The 14,968-nt window shown below is 56.4% G+C and carries 17 protein-coding genes; 10 read left to right on the top strand and 7 right to left on the bottom strand.

Features of this window, described 5'->3' with window-relative positions:
• Positions 1–5 precede the first annotated feature (5 nt).
• The 3 genes from IM284_RS12045 to IM284_RS12035 form a co-directional block, all read right to left on the bottom strand.
• The gene (locus IM284_RS12045) at positions 6–689 is read right to left on the bottom strand and encodes a molecular chaperone (RefSeq protein WP_041911869.1); all 684 of its coding nucleotides are present in this window, start codon (positions 687–689) and stop codon (positions 6–8) included.
• Positions 690–744: 55 nt separating this feature from the next.
• Positions 745–1,299 carry a fimbrial protein gene (locus IM284_RS12040; RefSeq protein WP_028014728.1) on the bottom strand — a complete coding sequence of 185 codons (555 nt, stop codon included), beginning with the start codon at positions 1,297–1,299 and terminating at the stop codon, positions 745–747.
• Positions 1,300–1,663: 364 nt separating this feature from the next.
• A complete protein-coding gene (locus IM284_RS12035) occupies positions 1,664–1,876 on the bottom strand; it encodes a hypothetical protein (RefSeq protein ID WP_126345955.1) in 213 nt (70 codons plus the stop codon).
• Between IM284_RS12035 and IM284_RS12030 the strand changes: the two genes are divergently transcribed.
• Positions 1,875–2,900 carry a TerC/Alx family metal homeostasis membrane protein gene (locus tag IM284_RS12030; RefSeq protein WP_045259396.1) on the top strand — a complete coding sequence of 342 codons (1,026 nt, stop codon included), beginning with the start codon at positions 1,875–1,877 and terminating at the stop codon, positions 2,898–2,900. The two genes, IM284_RS12035 and IM284_RS12030, sit on opposite strands and share 2 nt — an antisense overlap.
• A gap of 60 nt (positions 2,901–2,960) precedes the next feature.
• Here the strand turns inward: IM284_RS12030 and IM284_RS12025 are convergent, their stop codons facing one another.
• The gene (locus IM284_RS12025; protein WP_028014726.1) at positions 2,961–3,623 is read right to left on the bottom strand and encodes an HAD family hydrolase; all 663 of its coding nucleotides are present in this window, start codon (positions 3,621–3,623) and stop codon (positions 2,961–2,963) included.
• 240 nt (positions 3,624–3,863) lie between these two features.
• Between IM284_RS12025 and IM284_RS12020 the strand changes: the two genes are divergently transcribed.
• Positions 3,864–4,391 (top strand): NlpC/P60 family protein, encoded by a 528-nt coding sequence (locus tag IM284_RS12020; protein ID WP_047367219.1) that lies wholly within the window; start codon positions 3,864–3,866, stop codon positions 4,389–4,391.
• A gap of 5 nt (positions 4,392–4,396) precedes the next feature.
• On the opposite strand, the gene IM284_RS12015 is transcribed toward IM284_RS12020, so the two are convergent.
• Positions 4,397–5,191, bottom strand: coding sequence for an SDR family NAD(P)-dependent oxidoreductase (locus IM284_RS12015; protein ID WP_028014724.1), 795 nt, complete (start codon positions 5,189–5,191; stop codon positions 4,397–4,399).
• A gap of 32 nt (positions 5,192–5,223) precedes the next feature.
• A complete protein-coding gene (locus IM284_RS12010) occupies positions 5,224–6,105 on the bottom strand; it encodes a LysR family transcriptional regulator (RefSeq protein ID WP_041911874.1) in 882 nt (293 codons plus the stop codon).
• Positions 6,106–6,204: 99 nt separating this feature from the next.
• On the opposite strand from IM284_RS12010, the gene IM284_RS12005 reads away from it, so the two are divergent.
• The 8 genes from IM284_RS12005 to arnF all read left to right on the top strand — a co-directional run bounded on the left by IM284_RS12005 (position 6,205) and on the right by arnF (position 14,401).
• Entirely contained in the window at positions 6,205–6,711 is a 507-nt protein-coding gene (locus IM284_RS12005) for a phenolic acid decarboxylase (protein ID WP_028014722.1), read from the top strand.
• 323 nt (positions 6,712–7,034) lie between these two features.
• Positions 7,035–8,174, top strand: coding sequence for a UDP-4-amino-4-deoxy-L-arabinose aminotransferase (arnB, locus tag IM284_RS12000; protein ID WP_045259393.1), 1,140 nt, complete (start codon positions 7,035–7,037; stop codon positions 8,172–8,174).
• 1 nt (position 8,175) lies between these two features.
• On the top strand, positions 8,176–9,159 hold the full coding sequence (gene arnC / locus IM284_RS11995) for an undecaprenyl-phosphate 4-deoxy-4-formamido-L-arabinose transferase (protein ID WP_041911876.1): 984 nt from the start codon (positions 8,176–8,178) through the stop codon (positions 9,157–9,159).
• On the top strand, positions 9,156–11,138 hold the full coding sequence (arnA, locus tag IM284_RS11990) for a bifunctional UDP-4-amino-4-deoxy-L-arabinose formyltransferase/UDP-glucuronic acid oxidase ArnA (RefSeq protein WP_047367218.1): 1,983 nt from the start codon (positions 9,156–9,158) through the stop codon (positions 11,136–11,138). Before arnC ends, arnA begins: the two co-directional genes overlap by 4 nt.
• Positions 11,135–12,037, top strand: coding sequence for a 4-deoxy-4-formamido-L-arabinose-phosphoundecaprenol deformylase (gene arnD / locus IM284_RS11985; RefSeq protein ID WP_047367217.1), 903 nt, complete (start codon positions 11,135–11,137; stop codon positions 12,035–12,037). Before arnA ends, arnD begins: the two co-directional genes overlap by 4 nt.
• Complete coding sequence (arnT, locus tag IM284_RS11980) at positions 12,034–13,689, top strand: lipid IV(A) 4-amino-4-deoxy-L-arabinosyltransferase (protein WP_045631454.1); 1,656 nt, start codon at positions 12,034–12,036, stop codon at positions 13,687–13,689. The genes arnD and arnT overlap by 4 nt, the downstream gene beginning before the upstream one ends.
• The gene (gene arnE / locus IM284_RS11975; RefSeq protein WP_041911880.1) at positions 13,689–14,024 is read left to right on the top strand and encodes a 4-amino-4-deoxy-L-arabinose-phosphoundecaprenol flippase subunit ArnE; all 336 of its coding nucleotides are present in this window, start codon (positions 13,689–13,691) and stop codon (positions 14,022–14,024) included. Before arnT ends, arnE begins: the two co-directional genes overlap by 1 nt.
• Positions 14,021–14,401 (top strand): 4-amino-4-deoxy-L-arabinose-phosphoundecaprenol flippase subunit ArnF, encoded by a 381-nt coding sequence (gene arnF / locus IM284_RS11970; RefSeq protein WP_028014715.1) that lies wholly within the window; start codon positions 14,021–14,023, stop codon positions 14,399–14,401. Before arnE ends, arnF begins: the two co-directional genes overlap by 4 nt.
• On the opposite strand, the gene acpT is transcribed toward arnF, so the two are convergent.
• Positions 14,358–14,966, bottom strand: a complete 609-nt coding sequence (gene acpT, locus IM284_RS11965) for a 4'-phosphopantetheinyl transferase AcpT (RefSeq protein WP_028014714.1) — start codon at positions 14,964–14,966, stop codon at positions 14,358–14,360. The two genes, arnF and acpT, sit on opposite strands and share 44 nt — an antisense overlap.
• Positions 14,967–14,968 lie beyond the last annotated feature (2 nt).

Here is a 14,968-nt window from a genome sequence, read left to right as displayed (position 1 = left end):
AATCGTTATTCTATTTTTTGTGTGATTAACTGGCTGTTGCCGCCATAATCATTGATATATTTCCATTGCACGGTGGCATTGTTTTTCAAAAGCGTGTTCCTGAGCGTGAATGTTGTGCTGCTTTTAGGCGCGAGCATGTCAATCTCTGACCATGCTTTGTTATTGATCTTCACCTCCGCAAAGGAAATGTAATAAGACGAGTTGTTGCGTACAATGAGTTCGTTATTTTTAACAGACCATTGCACATTCTTACTAATATCCGTGGGTTCATCCATTAAATTTGACGGACGATAAAATAATTTGATTCGGGTATTTACCGCTATCTGCAGTTTATTAATGTCCTCTCTGGAAGAGGAGGGGATCGATTTTACGTTGATCCAGAAAAGCGACTCGCGATCCTGCGGTAAAGGCGCGCCGTTATAGATAATACGTAGCGCGTTGGACTTACCTGCATCCATGCGAAAAAGCGGTGGCGTCACAATAAACGGGGCTTTGGTGCCCTGTGAATCTTTGCCCTGTACCCAGCTCTGTACCAGGAACGGGCTGGCAGTATTATTTCTGACTGTAATATTGCTCTCTTTCTTGTCCGCATGATATACCACTCGCGTATTGGATAAGGTCACACTGGCGTGTGACATACAAGAGCCAAAGAGCAGAGCCAGCAGCGTCAGATAGCGTTTCCTTAACATAAAACGTCCTTGCGTTCCGGGCTGTTATTCATTGCCCGGAACTGAGTTGAATGATTTATTTATAGATAATGGTGTAATCCGCAACCGCATCTGCCTTACCGGCGGTCACAGCATCCAGGGATGATTTATAACGGGCTGAATACAGCAGGGTGGCTGCCCCCGTGGTGCCATCACCGGTAATAGGAACAAATTTATTCGGGTTGTCGCCCAGTTTTAACGATGTCCCATCTTCATTCAGGAATTCAATACCCAAACCCGTTGCGGCGTCGCCACCGGTTTTAAGCGCGAGCAGATTATTATCATTAGCATCATAGGCACCGCCAAATCGTGCTCCAGCTGATTTAAGGACGGCGGTATCGCAGTTAGACAGTTCTATCTGGATACGGTGAATACCCGCAACGTCACCTTTTTCTTTAAATGCTGAAGACGAGATGGTACCCATATCGATCGTTGGGTTCCCGCCCTGACCGTTAATATCGACATCACAGGTGCTCGCGGTAATCATACCCGTGAATTCAATGGTCCCTGCGCCTTTACCTGGCGCTGCATGGCTGGAAGGACTGGCAATTGCAGCCAATAAAAATCCCATGGTAATAACGGATTTATTCATTTTTTAAAATATTCCTCAGTGTGTAAAAGGTAGAACAGTATTATTTCGGGTTAGTCACTCGAAAGCGTTGTTGTGGTCACGGGATGTGGATATTCCGTTAATATGAAACATTAAGGTGGATATTCATCATCGCTTACCAGTCCATGTGAAAAACTTCCATCACAAGAAGTCTGAATATTTTTCTGGGTCAGGTTAACAAGCGTTTAAAAAAAATAAAGTGAGAACGTCATGATTTGTCTTTGGTTGTTTTAAAATCAATGAGTTAGGTTGTTTTTATCAGGGTTTTATCAGCAATTCAGTGTGAGAATTTTACGGCTTATTTACTACTTGCCGTATGTCAGGTTCAGCTCAGATAATAAAACTTTCATAATAATGAAAGAATAATCTCCGGAAGAACACGTTGCCTTCCCGGAAGACGTAAGAGAAATCCTGGCACTTTTAACATCACATTTACATTGCCGGGCTGGCGCGAAGAAGTGTTATTATTATTCTCTTGCCCGGTGATACGGGCGTTTTCTTTTTTTGTTGCAAACGTTGCCTCTGCCAGCGCGCAGATGAAGGTTAAGGATAGATTCATGGCTTCTGCTCATCTCGGTTTCCCGACTGAAACCGTTGTTGTCTTTGTGGTGATGGCCGTTGGGGCGATGTTTATCGACCTCTTCATGCACCGTCACGATAAACCTGTTTCGCTGAAAAGTGCGGCCATGTGGTCCGTTTTCTGGTTCTCGATGGCGATGGCCTTCGCCGGTTTTCTGTACATCCACCACGGCGCCGAGATGGCGAGCCTGTTCCTCACCGGTTACGCGCTGGAAGAGGTGCTCTCCATCGATAACCTGTTCGTGATGATGGCGATCTTTGCCTGGTTCGGCGTGCCGGATAAGTACCGTCACCGTGTGCTCTACTGGGGCGTGCTTGGGGCGATTGTCTTCCGCGGTATTTTCGTGGCGATCGGCACCAGCCTGCTGAGCCTGGGGCCGTACGTGGAGGTTATTTTTGCGCTGGTCGTCGGCTGGACGGCGGTGATGATGCTCAAGCGCAATGAAGAGAGTGACGAAGTGGAAGATTACTCGGGTCACCTTGCCTATCGCCTGGTGAAACGCTTCTATCCCGTCTGGCCCAAAATCAGCAGCAACGCGTTTATCCTGACGCAGAAAGAGGTCGATGCGGAGCTTGAAAAGCCGGAAAACCAGGACGTAACGGTTGGCCGCGTGAAGAAGGCGAAGCGCTACGCAACGCCGCTGCTGCTCTGCGTGGCGGTGGTGGAACTCTCTGATGTGATGTTCGCGTTTGACTCCGTACCGGCGATTATTGCGGTAAGCCGCGAGCCGCTGATTATCTACAGCGCCATGATGTTCGCCATTCTCGGCCTGCGTACCCTCTACTTTGTGCTGGAAGCACTCAAGCAGTATCTGGTGCACCTGGAGAAAGCGGTGGTGCTGCTGCTGTTCTTCGTGGCGTTCAAGCTGGGTCTGAATGCGACCGATCACTTCTGGCACCACGGTTACAGCATTGGCGCGACGGCCAGCCTGTTTGTGGTGTTAGGTGTGCTGGCGCTGGGGATTATTGCGAGCGTGTTGTTCCCGGGGAAACGTGAGGCCTGATGCACCGCTTTTCTCCCTCTCCCTGTGGGAGAGGGCTGGGGTGAGGGCAACAGACCGCACCTAACCCTTAATCGGTGAATTCCGGCGCTTGCGTGGGTGATGGAAGTGCCGCCAGTGAGGATCCTGCGCCGCGGCCAGCAGTTCGTGGTCGCCGCGGGTGTCGCCCCAGGCTCGCAGATGATAGTCGTTCAGATCGCCATACACCTTCTCCAGCCTCGCCACTTTCTGGGCGCAGCGGCAGTTATTGCCCGTAATGCGTCCCGTCAGCTTGCCGTCCTTCACTTCCAGCTGCGTGCCAATCAGCTTAATGCCGAGCCTGTCCGCCCACGGCTGGAGCACCAGCGCCGGCGACGCAGAGCAGATCGTCACTTCCGCGCCGGAATTTACCTCAGCCGCCACCGCCAGAACCCCTTCGGGGCGCATCAGCTTGTTCCAGTATTTTTCGCAAAAGGCTTCCGCCTGCTGGCGTAGCCAGTGTTCGTCCACGCCCGTCAGGAACGTTTTAATCAGCACTTCCTTCAGCTCATCACGCGTCAGCTTGCGGCGCACGCAGTGGAGCGTGGGCAGCGCCATGCGCACCAGACGACCCGCAAAGTAGCGTTTCCCAAAGGCAAAACGCAGGAAAGGGATAAAGCTGTCGTGGTGCGTGAGCGTCCCGTCAAAGTCAAAGACAGAGAGCACGCTGGATTTCGCCACCGTCTCGTCGGCAATCATATTGGTCATAAATACGTCTTAGCTGAATTACACATTCTGTCGATCAGTTTACCTGCTTTATCTGAACAGTCCTTACATCACCACCCTTTTTTTTCTCAATCTTGCGATCTGAAAGTGAGTCCAATTTTGGCCTCAATAATGATTGGTGAAAAAGTGAGCAGTCTATATTATCGCCACATCGAAAGATATTTCGGGGGAACGTTGGCCTCCACAGGTAAGGAAAAATTCACTCTTAGCTCCTGTTTAGATATGACATTCAGATCGCTTATTTCAATCCTCACGTTAAGTTTTGCTTCGTTTTCCGCACTGAGTTTTCAGTTGCCCGCATCGATGATCTCCGCCGATAGCACATTTGCGGAATCGTCGGTGAAATCGGCCCTGCTTCACCAGGAGACAGGCCCACTCCGCTCCCGGATACTGGATCAATACCAGAAATGGAAAGGGACTCACTATCAGTGGGGCGGCACCACGCACCGCGGAGTGGATTGCTCCGCGCTTATGCAGCATCTGTTCAGCGATGCGGCGCATCTTTATCTACCGCGCACGACGAGCGAGCAGATCCATCGTGGTGTACAGGTAGCGCAATACCGTCTGAAGGCGGGAGATTTGGTCTTCTTCCAGACGGGCCCGAACCGCAGACACGTTGGCGTGTATATCGGTAACAGCCAGTTTATTCATGCCTCCAGCAGCCAGGGCGTAACGGTCTCAACCCTGACTGATGACTACTGGCAGGATCGTTACATTACCGCCCGTCGTGTCGCGGGCAGCGCCGCCTGACGACATTAAATAATGTCATCCACCACGCCACCATCGACGCGCAATGCCGCGCCTGAGGTGGCGGAGGCCTGCGTCGAACAGACATAAATCACCATATTAGCCACCTCTTCAACGGTGGCGGCGCGCTGGATAACCGAGCTGGGGCGGTTGGTCATGACAAATTCTTTCGCCAGCTGCTCCAGCGATTTACCGGTTTTCTCGATCTCATCTTTCATCATTTCAGCGAAACCGTCGGACATCGTCGGGCCCGGCAGCACGCTGTTCACCGTCACGCCGCTTCCCGCCACGAACTTCGCCAGCCCGCGCGCCAGCGAAAGCTGTGCCGTTTTGGTCACCCCGTAGTGGATCATGTCTGCCGGGATATTGCAGGCTGACTCGGAGGAGATAAACACCACGCGGCCCCAGCCTTTTTTCACCATGCCCGGCAGCAGGGCGCGGGAGAGGCGCACGCCGGACATCACGTTGGTCTGCCAGTAGCGCTCCCAGGTTTCATCGTCGGTGCCATAGAAATCCTGCGGGCCGTAAATCCCGGCGTTGTTCACCAGAATATCGACGTCGCTCGCGACCTTCAGCAGCGACTCAACCCCTTCCGCGGTGCTGAGATCGGCAATGGCTGCACGCACCTGCACGCCAGGCACAACCTGCTGCAGCTGCTGAATACCTTTGTTCACCGAGTCGGTGCTGCGGCCATTAACGATCACTTCCGCGCCGCTTTCTGCCAGGCCTCTGGCAATGGCAAACCCGATCCCGCCGGTTGAGGCGGTGACCAGGGCCACTTTCCCCGCAAAGTCGATTTTCATCATCAACTCCTTATCGTTTTAACGTTCGGACCTTAAAGCGTAGCAGGTGATGATGACGGCTCCTGGCTAAAAAGGCGCAGCAGGGTTTCAACCTGCTCATCCAGCGGGGCGAGGGTGCGCTTCACGATCAGATGCAGCGGCGTGGCCCGACGAACGCCGTGGCTCAGCGGGAGGAGTTTCAGTACGCCTTGCTCCAGCTGGGGCTGAATGCGTTCCTCTGGCAGCCAGCCGTAGCCGACCTGCGAGACGACCGCCTCTATGGCAGCGTCGATGGTCGAGAACGTCCACGACTCGCCTGCAGCCCGCGCGGCGTTCTGGCTGTCCGCAATCTGGATTAGCGGCCACGGGCGCAGCATCTCATCATTCAGCGGCGCGTCGAGGCTAAAGAGGGGATGCTGATGATGCGCCACGGCGACAAAGTCAATATTCATCAGCCATTCGCCGAGCCCGGTAATGTCCTGGCGGCGGGTTAAAACCATCACATCGGCCTCGTTGTTCATGGCATCGGCGCGGGTATTTTCCAGCACCTCCGTGAGGCGGACCTGAGTTTGCGGATACTGCTGCTGGAACTGACGCAGAATGGCGAACAGGCGGCGGCGTGGGAAAATCGAGTCCACCACCAGGTCCAGCCGCGTGCGCATCCCGTTACGAAGTGTCGCCGCGCGCGTCTCGACATACGAAAACGCTTTCAGCAGCGGTTTCACCTGGCCGAGAAGCAGTTCTCCGGCCGGGGTCAATACCGCCCTGCGCCCCTCCGGCGCCAGCAGCGCCACGCCCAGCCGCTCCTGCAGCAGCGACAGGTTATAGCTCACCGAGGACTGACTGCGGTGGGTTTCTTCCGCAGCTTTGGCAAAGCTGCCCGCATCCACCACTTTTTCCAGTAAGGCCCACTGTTCCAGCGTCGTCTTGTGCATAATTTATCTAAAAATTGGATGAATTTGATTAAAACATAGCGTTATTCATTCATTTTTTGAAGGCTTAAGATCGTCTCATCAAAACGAAGGAGACATCTTATGAACACATTCGACAAACACGACTTAAGCGGCTTCGTTGGCAAACATCTGGTTTATACCTATGACAACGGCTGGAATTACGAAATTTACGTCAAAAACGAGACTACTCTCGACTACCGTATTCACAGCGGCCTGGTGGCAAACCGTTGGGTTAAAGATCAGCAGGCTTACATCGTGCGGGTAGGGGAGAGCATCTATAAAATCTCCTGGACCGAGCCAACCGGTACGGACGTTAGCCTGATTGTGAACCTGGGCGACAAACTGTTCCACGGCACCATCTTCTTCCCGCGTTGGGTCATGAACAACCCGGAAAAAACCGTCTGCTTCCAGAACGACCATATTCCGCTGATGAACAGCTATCGCGATGCGGGGCCGGCATATCCAACAGAAGTGATTGACGAATTTGCCACCATCACCTTTGTACGCGACTGCGGTGCGAACAACGAAAGCGTGATTGCCTGCGCGGCCAGCGAGTTACCGAAAAACTTTCCCGATAACTTAAAATAAGCGCGACAGTTAACTAAAAAGAAAAGTTCCCGGTTATTTCTTCTTTCTCTGAAATAACCGGGATTTTTTTTGTTTGTTGATGTTTGGTTTAAAATAACATTTTGTAAAAATTGAGTTTGATCACGAAATAAATAATTCATAATCACATAAGCTATTGTTTATAAATGAATTAATATTGATTTAGTTACATCTTAATTACGCATCTTAATTTTTCCCTAAGAAATGAACGATACCTTGATATGAGTTTATGGTTCGTTGAAATAAACGAAAAAGTAATTGGTTAATATCAAGCGCGTGCCATTCTTATTGCAAGGAAATTAATGATGAGTGATTTTTTGCCTTTTTCCCGCCCGTCGATGGGTAGTGAGGAATTAGCGGCGTTGCAGGAGGTTTTAACCTCCGGCTGGATCACCACAGGGCCTAAAAATCAGGAACTTGAAGCGGCATTTTGTCAACTGACGGGGAACCAGCACGCGATTGCCGTCTGCTCGGCGACGGCGGGCATGCACGTCACGCTGATGGCGCTGGATATTGGTCCGGGCGATGAGGTCATTACCCCCTCCCAAACCTGGGTCTCCACGCTGAATATGATCGTGCTGCTGGGCGCCACGCCGGTCATGATCGATGTGGACAACGAGACATTGATGGTGACGCCGGAAGCGGTTGAAGCCGCCATTACCCCGCGTACCAAAGCGATTATTCCCGTGCATTACGCCGGCGCGCCGTGTGATATCGACGCCATTCATGCCGTCGGTGAGCGTCACGGTATTACGGTGATTGAAGACGCGGCCCATGCCGCCGGAACGTACTACAAGAACCGTCACGTGGGCTGGAAAGGCACGGCGATTTTTTCCTTCCACGCCATCAAAAACATGACCTGCGCGGAAGGTGGTTTAGTCGTCACGGATAACGCCCGGCTTGCCGCGCGGATCCGCAGCCTGAAATTCCACGGCCTGGGCGTGGATGCCTATGACCGCCAGACGCACGGCCGCGCGCCGCAGGCCGAAGTGATCTCCCCGGGCTTTAAGTACAACCTCGCAGATATCAACGCCGCGCTGGCGCTGGTACAGCTGGGTAAGCTGAAAGAGGCCAACCTACGCCGCGAGGCAATCGCGCAACGCTACCTGCGCGAGCTTGCCGATACGCCGTTCCAGCCGCTGAGCATTCCGTCATGGCCACACGTTCACGCCTGGCACCTGTTTATTATTCGCGTTGATGAAGCGCGCTGCGGGATCTCACGCGACAACCTGATGGCGGCGCTGAAGGAGCAAGGCATCGGCACCGGCCTTCATTTCCGCGCGGCGCACACCCAAAAATACTACCGCGAGCGTTTTCCTGATGTATCGCTTCCGAATTCGGAATGGAACAGCGCGCGTATTTGTTCTCTCCCTCTTTTCCCGGACATGACTCATGACGACACAACCCGCGTCATTACCGCGCTCCATCAGCTTGCAGGACATTGATATGTTCAGCGCACCGCCTGTACAAAAAGTTTCTGTGGTCATCCCTGTTTATAACGAGCAGGAGAGCCTGCCCGAGCTGATCCGCCGCACCACGGCCGCCTGCGATACGCTGGGCAAAGCCTATGAAATTCTGCTGGTGGACGACGGCAGCAGTGATGATTCTGCGCTGATGCTGACCGAAGCCGCCCAGGCCGAAGGCAGCCATATTGTCGCCGTGCTGCTCAACCGTAACTATGGCCAGCACTCCGCCATTATGGCCGGGTTCAGCCACGTTACGGGCGATCTGATTATCACCCTGGACGCGGATCTGCAAAACCCGCCGGAGGAGATCCCGCGCCTGGTGGCGAAAGCCGATGAAGGCTATGACGTGGTCGGCACGGTGCGTCAGAACCGTCAGGACAGCCTGTTCCGCAAGCTGGCCTCGCGCACCATCAACCGTCTTATTCAGCGCACCACCGGTAAAGCAATGGGCGATTACGGCTGCATGCTGCGCGCCTACCGCCGCCATATAGTCGACGCCATGCTGCACTGCCATGAGCGCAGCACCTTTATTCCGATCCTCGCCAACACCTTTGCCCGCAAGGCAACGGAAATTCCGGTCCTGCACGCCGAGCGCGAGCACGGGGAATCGAAGTACAGCTTTATGCGTCTCATCAACCTGATGTACGACCTCGTCACCTGCCTGACCACCACGCCGCTGCGCCTGCTGAGCGTGTTCGGCAGCATCATCGCCCTGGCCGGCTTTACGCTGTCCGTCCTGCTGGTGGTGCTGAGGCTGGTCTTTGGCCCGCAGTGGGCGGCGGAAGGGGTCTTCATGCTTTTTGCCGTGCTGTTTATGTTCATCGGCGCCCAGTTCGTCGGAATGGGCCTGCTCGGTGAATACATAGGCCGTATCTATAACGATGTTCGCGCACGTCCGCGCTACTTTATTCAACGTGTTGTCCGTCAGGAACACAAAGCATCTCAAGAGGAAAACCACCCATGAAAGCCGTTGTATTTGCCTATCACGATATGGGGTGCGCGGGCACGCTGGCCCTGCTGGAAGCGGGCTATGACATTGCTGCAATCTTTACCCATCCGGACGCGGCGGGAGAGAATCACTTCTTCGGCTCCGTGGCGCGTATCGCCGCCGAGCGCGGTATTCCGGTGTATGCTCCGGACGACGTCAACCACCCGCTGTGGGTGGATCGCATCCGCGCGCTCGCACCTGATGTCATCTTCTCGTTCTACTATCGCAACCTGATCTGCGACGAGATCTTAGGCCTGGCCGCAAAAGGGGCGTTTAACCTTCACGGCTCTCTGCTGCCCGCCTACCGTGGACGCGCGCCGCTGAACTGGGTGCTGGTCAACGGCGAAACGGAAACGGGCGTGACGCTGCACCGCATGGTGCGCCGCGCAGATGCCGGGGCCATCGTCGCCCAGCAGCGCGTGGCAATCGACGCGGATGAAACCGCGCTTGAGCTGCATCATAAACTCTGCATCGCGGCGCAAAGCCTGCTGCGTGACGCGCTGCCAGCCATCCTCAACGGCACCTTCAGCGAGACCGAGCAGGACGAAAGCAAGGCCAGCTGCTTTGGCCGCCGCGCGCCGGAAGATGGTCGCCTGGACTGGAATAAACCCGCCCGCCAGCTGCACAACCTGGTGCGCGCCGTGACCGACCCGTGGCCGGGCGCGTACAGCTTTGCGGGCGTAAGCAAATTTATCGTCTGGAAATCCCGCGTGCGTGACGATATCCCTGCCGCTAAGCCGGGCACCGTCGTCTCCGTCTCCCCGCTGATTGTGAGCTGCGGCGAGCAGGCGCTGGAGATCGTCACCGGGCAGACCGACAACGGCCTGTACGTTCAGGGCACGCAGCTGGCGCAGTCTCTGGGTCTGGTAGCCGGGGCGCTGATCACCAGCGCGCCGGTGGTTGCCATCAAGCGCCGCACGCGCGTGCTGATCCTCGGCGTGAACGGCTTTATCGGGAACCACCTGACCGAACGTCTGCTCAAAGACGATAACTACGAGATTTACGGTCTGGATATCGGCTCTGACGCCATCAGCCGTTTCCTCAATAACCCGCGCTTCCACTTTGTGGAAGGGGATATCAGCATTCACTCCGAGTGGATCGAATATCACATTAAAAAATGCGACGTGGTGCTGCCGCTGGTCGCCATCGCCACGCCAATCGAGTACACCCGTAACCCGCTGCGCGTGTTCGAGCTGGACTTTGAAGAGAACCTGAAGATCATCCGCGACTGCGTGAAATACGACAAGCGCATCATCTTCCCGTCCACCTCTGAAGTGTACGGCATGTGTACCGACAAAAACTTCGATGAGGATGCCTCCAGCCTGGTGGTCGGGCCGATCAACAAGCAGCGCTGGATCTACTCTGTCTCCAAGCAGCTGCTGGACCGCGTAATTTGGGCCTACGGCGAGAAAGAGGGTCTGCGCTTTACCCTGTTCCGTCCGTTTAACTGGATGGGCCCGCGTCTGGATAACCTGAACGCGGCTCGAATCGGCAGCTCCCGCGCGATCACTCAACTGATCCTGAACCTGGTCGAAGGCTCGCCTATCAAGCTGATTGAAGGCGGGAGCCAGAAACGCTGCTTTACGGACATCAGCGACGGTATCGAAGCCCTGTTCCGCATCATTGAGAACAAAGATAACCGCTGCAACGGTGAGATCATTAACATCGGTAACCCGGAAAACGAGGCGAGCATTCGCGAGCTGGCAGAGATGCTACTGGCCAGCTTTGAGCGCCACCCGCTGCGCGATCGCTTCCCGCCGTTTGCCGGTTTCCGCGAAGTGGAAAGCAGCAGCTACTACGGAAAGGGCTACCAGGACGTCGAGCACCGTAAGCCAAGCATCCGCAACGCGAAGCGCTGCCTGAACTGGACGCCGACGGTGAAGATGGAGCAGACCATTGATGAAACGCTCGACTTCTTCCTGCGCACCGTGGAGCTATCGGAACAGGCCTCATGAAAAAAGTCGGTTTACGCATTGATGTCGACACCTTCAGGGGAACGCGTGACGGCGTGCCCAGATTGCTGGAACTGCTGAACAGGCACGGCGTGCGTGCCAGCATTTTCTTCAGCGTAGGGCCTGACAACATGGGACGCCATTTATGGCGTCTGGTTAAACCGGCATTTCTGTTCAAAATGCTGCGCTCGCGCGCGGCATCCCTCTACGGCTGGGATATTTTGCTGGCCGGCACCGCCTGGCCCGGCAGACGCATCGGCGCGGGTAATGAAGCGGTTATCCGCGCGGCGGCGCAGCAACACGAGGTCGGCCTGCATGCCTGGGATCATCACGCCTGGCAGGCGTGGGCGGGCGTCTGGGATATCCCACGCCTGTCCCGTGAGGTCGAGCGTGGAATGCTGGAGCTTGAGGCCATCATCGGTCAGCCCGTGCGCTGCTCCGCCGTGGCGGGATGGCGTGCCGACCAGCGGGTGGTCAAAGCCAAAGAGCATTTCGCGTTTCGCTACAATAGCGACTGTCGTGGAACCGGGCCGTTTTTGCCGCTGTTGGGCGAAAATCGCTACGGTACGGTGCAAATTCCGGTCACGCTTCCCACGTGGGATGAGGTGGTGGGGCGCGAGGTGAAGGCGGAAGCATTTAATCGCTACATTCTGGACCGCATCCATCGTGACGCCGGAACGCCGGTCTATACCATCCATGCAGAAGTGGAAGGGATTGCGTATCAGCGTGATTTCGACGAACTGCTGGCCATGGCCGCTCGGGAGGGCATCGAATTCTGCCCGTTGAGCGAGCTGCTGCCGGACGACCTCAGCACCCTGCCCGTGGGTAAAGTCGTCCGTAATGAACTGGCTGGCCGGGAAGGCTGGCTTGGCTATCAACAAACCGTGAGTCCGGTCCCATGAAAACAGCCCGTTATGGCGTAGCGCTTTTCGCACTGTTTATCGTTTATTACTTCATTCCGGTCGATATTCGCCTGCTTTGGCAGCCTGATGAAACGCGCTATGCGGAAATCAGCCGCGAAATGCTGGCATCGGGTGACTGGGTTGTCCCGCATTTCCTCGGGCTGCGCTACTTTGAAAAGCCGATTGCCGGCTACTGGATCAACACTATCGGACAATGGCTGTTCGGGCACACGAACTTTGCCGTACGCGCCGGGTCGATCTTCTCCACCGGGCTCGCGGCGCTGCTGGTGATCTGGATGGCCTGGCGACTCTGGCGGGATAAGCGTACGGCCATTTTCTCCGGCCTGATCTTCCTGACCCTGTTCCTGGTGTATGGCATCGGCACCTATGCGGTGCTGGATCCCATCGTCACCCTGTGGCTGGTGGCGGCGATGTGCAGCTTCTGGCTCGCCTCACAGGCGCGCACCGTGGCCGGAAAAGCGGGCGGCTATGTGCTGCTTGGGCTGGCCTGCGGCATGGGGGTGATGACCAAAGGCTTCCTGGCGCTGGCGGTACCGGTGATCGGCGTGCTGCCGTGGGTGATTGCCCAAAAGCGCTGGAAAGAGGTGCTGATTTTTGGCTGGCTCGCGGTCCTGAGCTGCGTGCTGATTGTTCTGCCGTGGGGGCTGGCCATTGCGCACCGCGAGCCTGATTTCTGGCGCTACTTCTTCTGGGTGGAGCATATTCAGCGTTTTGCCCAGAGCGACGCGCAGCATAAAGCTCCGTTCTGGTATTACCTGCCGTTCCTGCTCGCGGGCAGCCTGCCGTGGCTGGCGCTGCTGCCAGGCGCGCTGCGTCTTGGCTGGAATGACAGACAAAACGCGGGCGGCGGGTTCTACCTGCTGGGGTGGGTGGTGATGCCGCTGCTGTTTTTCAGCATCGCTAAAGGCAAGCTGCCGACCTATATCCTGCCCTGTTTTGCCCCGCTGGCTATCCTGATGGCGCGCTATGCCTGCCTCGCGGCGGAAAAAGGGGCCAGAGCGTTGCGCATTAACGGCGGCATTAACCTGGCGTTTGGCGCTATCGGCGTGGTGGCGGCGCTGGCGGTCTCGCCGTGGGGGCTGGCTAAGCATCCGGTCTGGACGTCGGTCGAACTGTATAAAGTCTTCTGCGCGGTGGTGGCGTTCCTCATCTGGGGCGCGGTAGGCTGGTTTACGCTGCGGCAGAGCCAGCGGCGCTGGTGGCTGGCGGCGCTGTGTCCTGCGGGTCTGGCGTTGTTGATTGGTTTTGCCATTCCGAACCTGGTGGTGGATTCCAAACAGCCGCAGTCGCTGGTGGATACCGTGCGCGAGCCGCTTCAGGGCAGCCGCTTTGTGCTGACCAATAACGTTGGCGTGGCCGCGGGTCTGGCGTGGGAGCTGAAGCGCAGTGACATCACGCTGTTTGCTCAGAGCGGCGAGCTGCGCTACGGGCTGGATTATCCCGATGCGAAAGATCGCTTTGTCAGTGAAGACGACTTCGCGCAGTGGCTGGCAACGCATCGTAAGCAGGGAAGCGTGTCGCTGGTGATGCTGCTGTCTAAACGTGACGATATTGCAGAGGCGAATTTACCGCAGCCGGACAATCTCTATATCCAGGGGCGTCTGGCCCTGCTGGAGTATCTGCCGAAGTGATGACCTGGACCTGGCTCATACTGGCAAGCCTGCTGAGCTGCGCGGGACAGCTGTGCCAGAAACAGGCTACCCGTCCGGCGAAAGGCGGACGGCGTGGCGCGCACATCATGCGGTGGCTTGGCCTGGCGATGCTGGCGCTGGGCTGCGGAATGCTGGTCTGGCTGGTGGTGCTGCAGCGCCTGCCCGTCGGCGTAGCTTACCCTATGCTGAGCCTCAATTTTGTCTGGGTGACGCTGGCGGCGAAGGTCTTCTGGCGCGAGCACGTTGCTGTGCACCACTGGCTGGGGGTCGGGTTCATTATCATGGGGATTATCGTGCTGGGAGGAAGCCTGTGAAAGGCGCGTTCTGGGCGTTATGCAGCGTGCTGTTAGTCAGCGCCGCACAGCTGTTGCTGCGCGATGCCATGCAGGCTCTGCCGCCGGTCAGCGATTTTCTGACGTTTATCTCTGCGCTGTGGCACGTTTCGTCCGGCACGGGCGCGCTGCTGCTGGGGTTAACGGGATACGTTGCCTCCATGGGCTGCTGGTATCTGGCGCTGCATCGCATGGCGCTCAGCAAAGCGTATGCCTTGCTGAGCCTCAGCTATATCCTGGTGTGGGGCGCGGCAATCCTGCTGCCCGGCTGGGGGGAGCACTTCTCCTGGCATGGGCTGCTGGGCGTCGCGTTGATTATGCTGGGTGTACTGGTGATTTTCCTGCCCCGACGTGAATAATCGACTCGGTGGTCAGGGTGTAAGGGGTCGAGGTACAGACGGCAAGGCTCAGAGAACCGAGCTGCAGCTGGCTGACCGAGTGCGACTGCGCCGTGCTGTCGATGCTGACAATCTGCCAGGCGCTGCCGCCGCGCTGTTTCACAATCGCTTCTTTGCGCGTCCAGATACGCCAGAAGGCAGAAAGCTGTTCCTCGGGCGCTTCACGCTCCAGCTCGTCATGCTCTGTCAGGCTGAAAACGGCGTTGGCCAGCGCCTGCCAGTTCTTGCGGGGGCGAATCACTTCGATATCGCAGCCCACTTCGCCTTCATCGCTCATCAGCAGGGCGATATCATCACCGCTATGGCTCAGGTTGAACCACAGCGGATCCCCCTTCGCAAATGCCGGCTTCCCCTGCTCGCCGTAAATGATGTCGGGGAGCGGGTGAGGGGATAATGTTCTGGCGAGCAGCGTCCGGCCTGCCAGCCAGGAGGCCTGTCGTGCACCCTGAGGTGCCTTATCTGCAAGCGTTGACGCCAGCGGGTCCGCGCAAAGGGTGGAAATTTTTCCCAGTACAAACCGGTACATAG

It is taken from the genome of Enterobacter cloacae complex sp. P12RS (genome assembly GCF_014895875.1).
Classification (GTDB): Bacteria; Pseudomonadota; Gammaproteobacteria; order Enterobacterales; family Enterobacteriaceae; genus Enterobacter; species Enterobacter bugandensis.
This window is presented reverse-complemented; position numbering and strand designations above follow the sequence as displayed.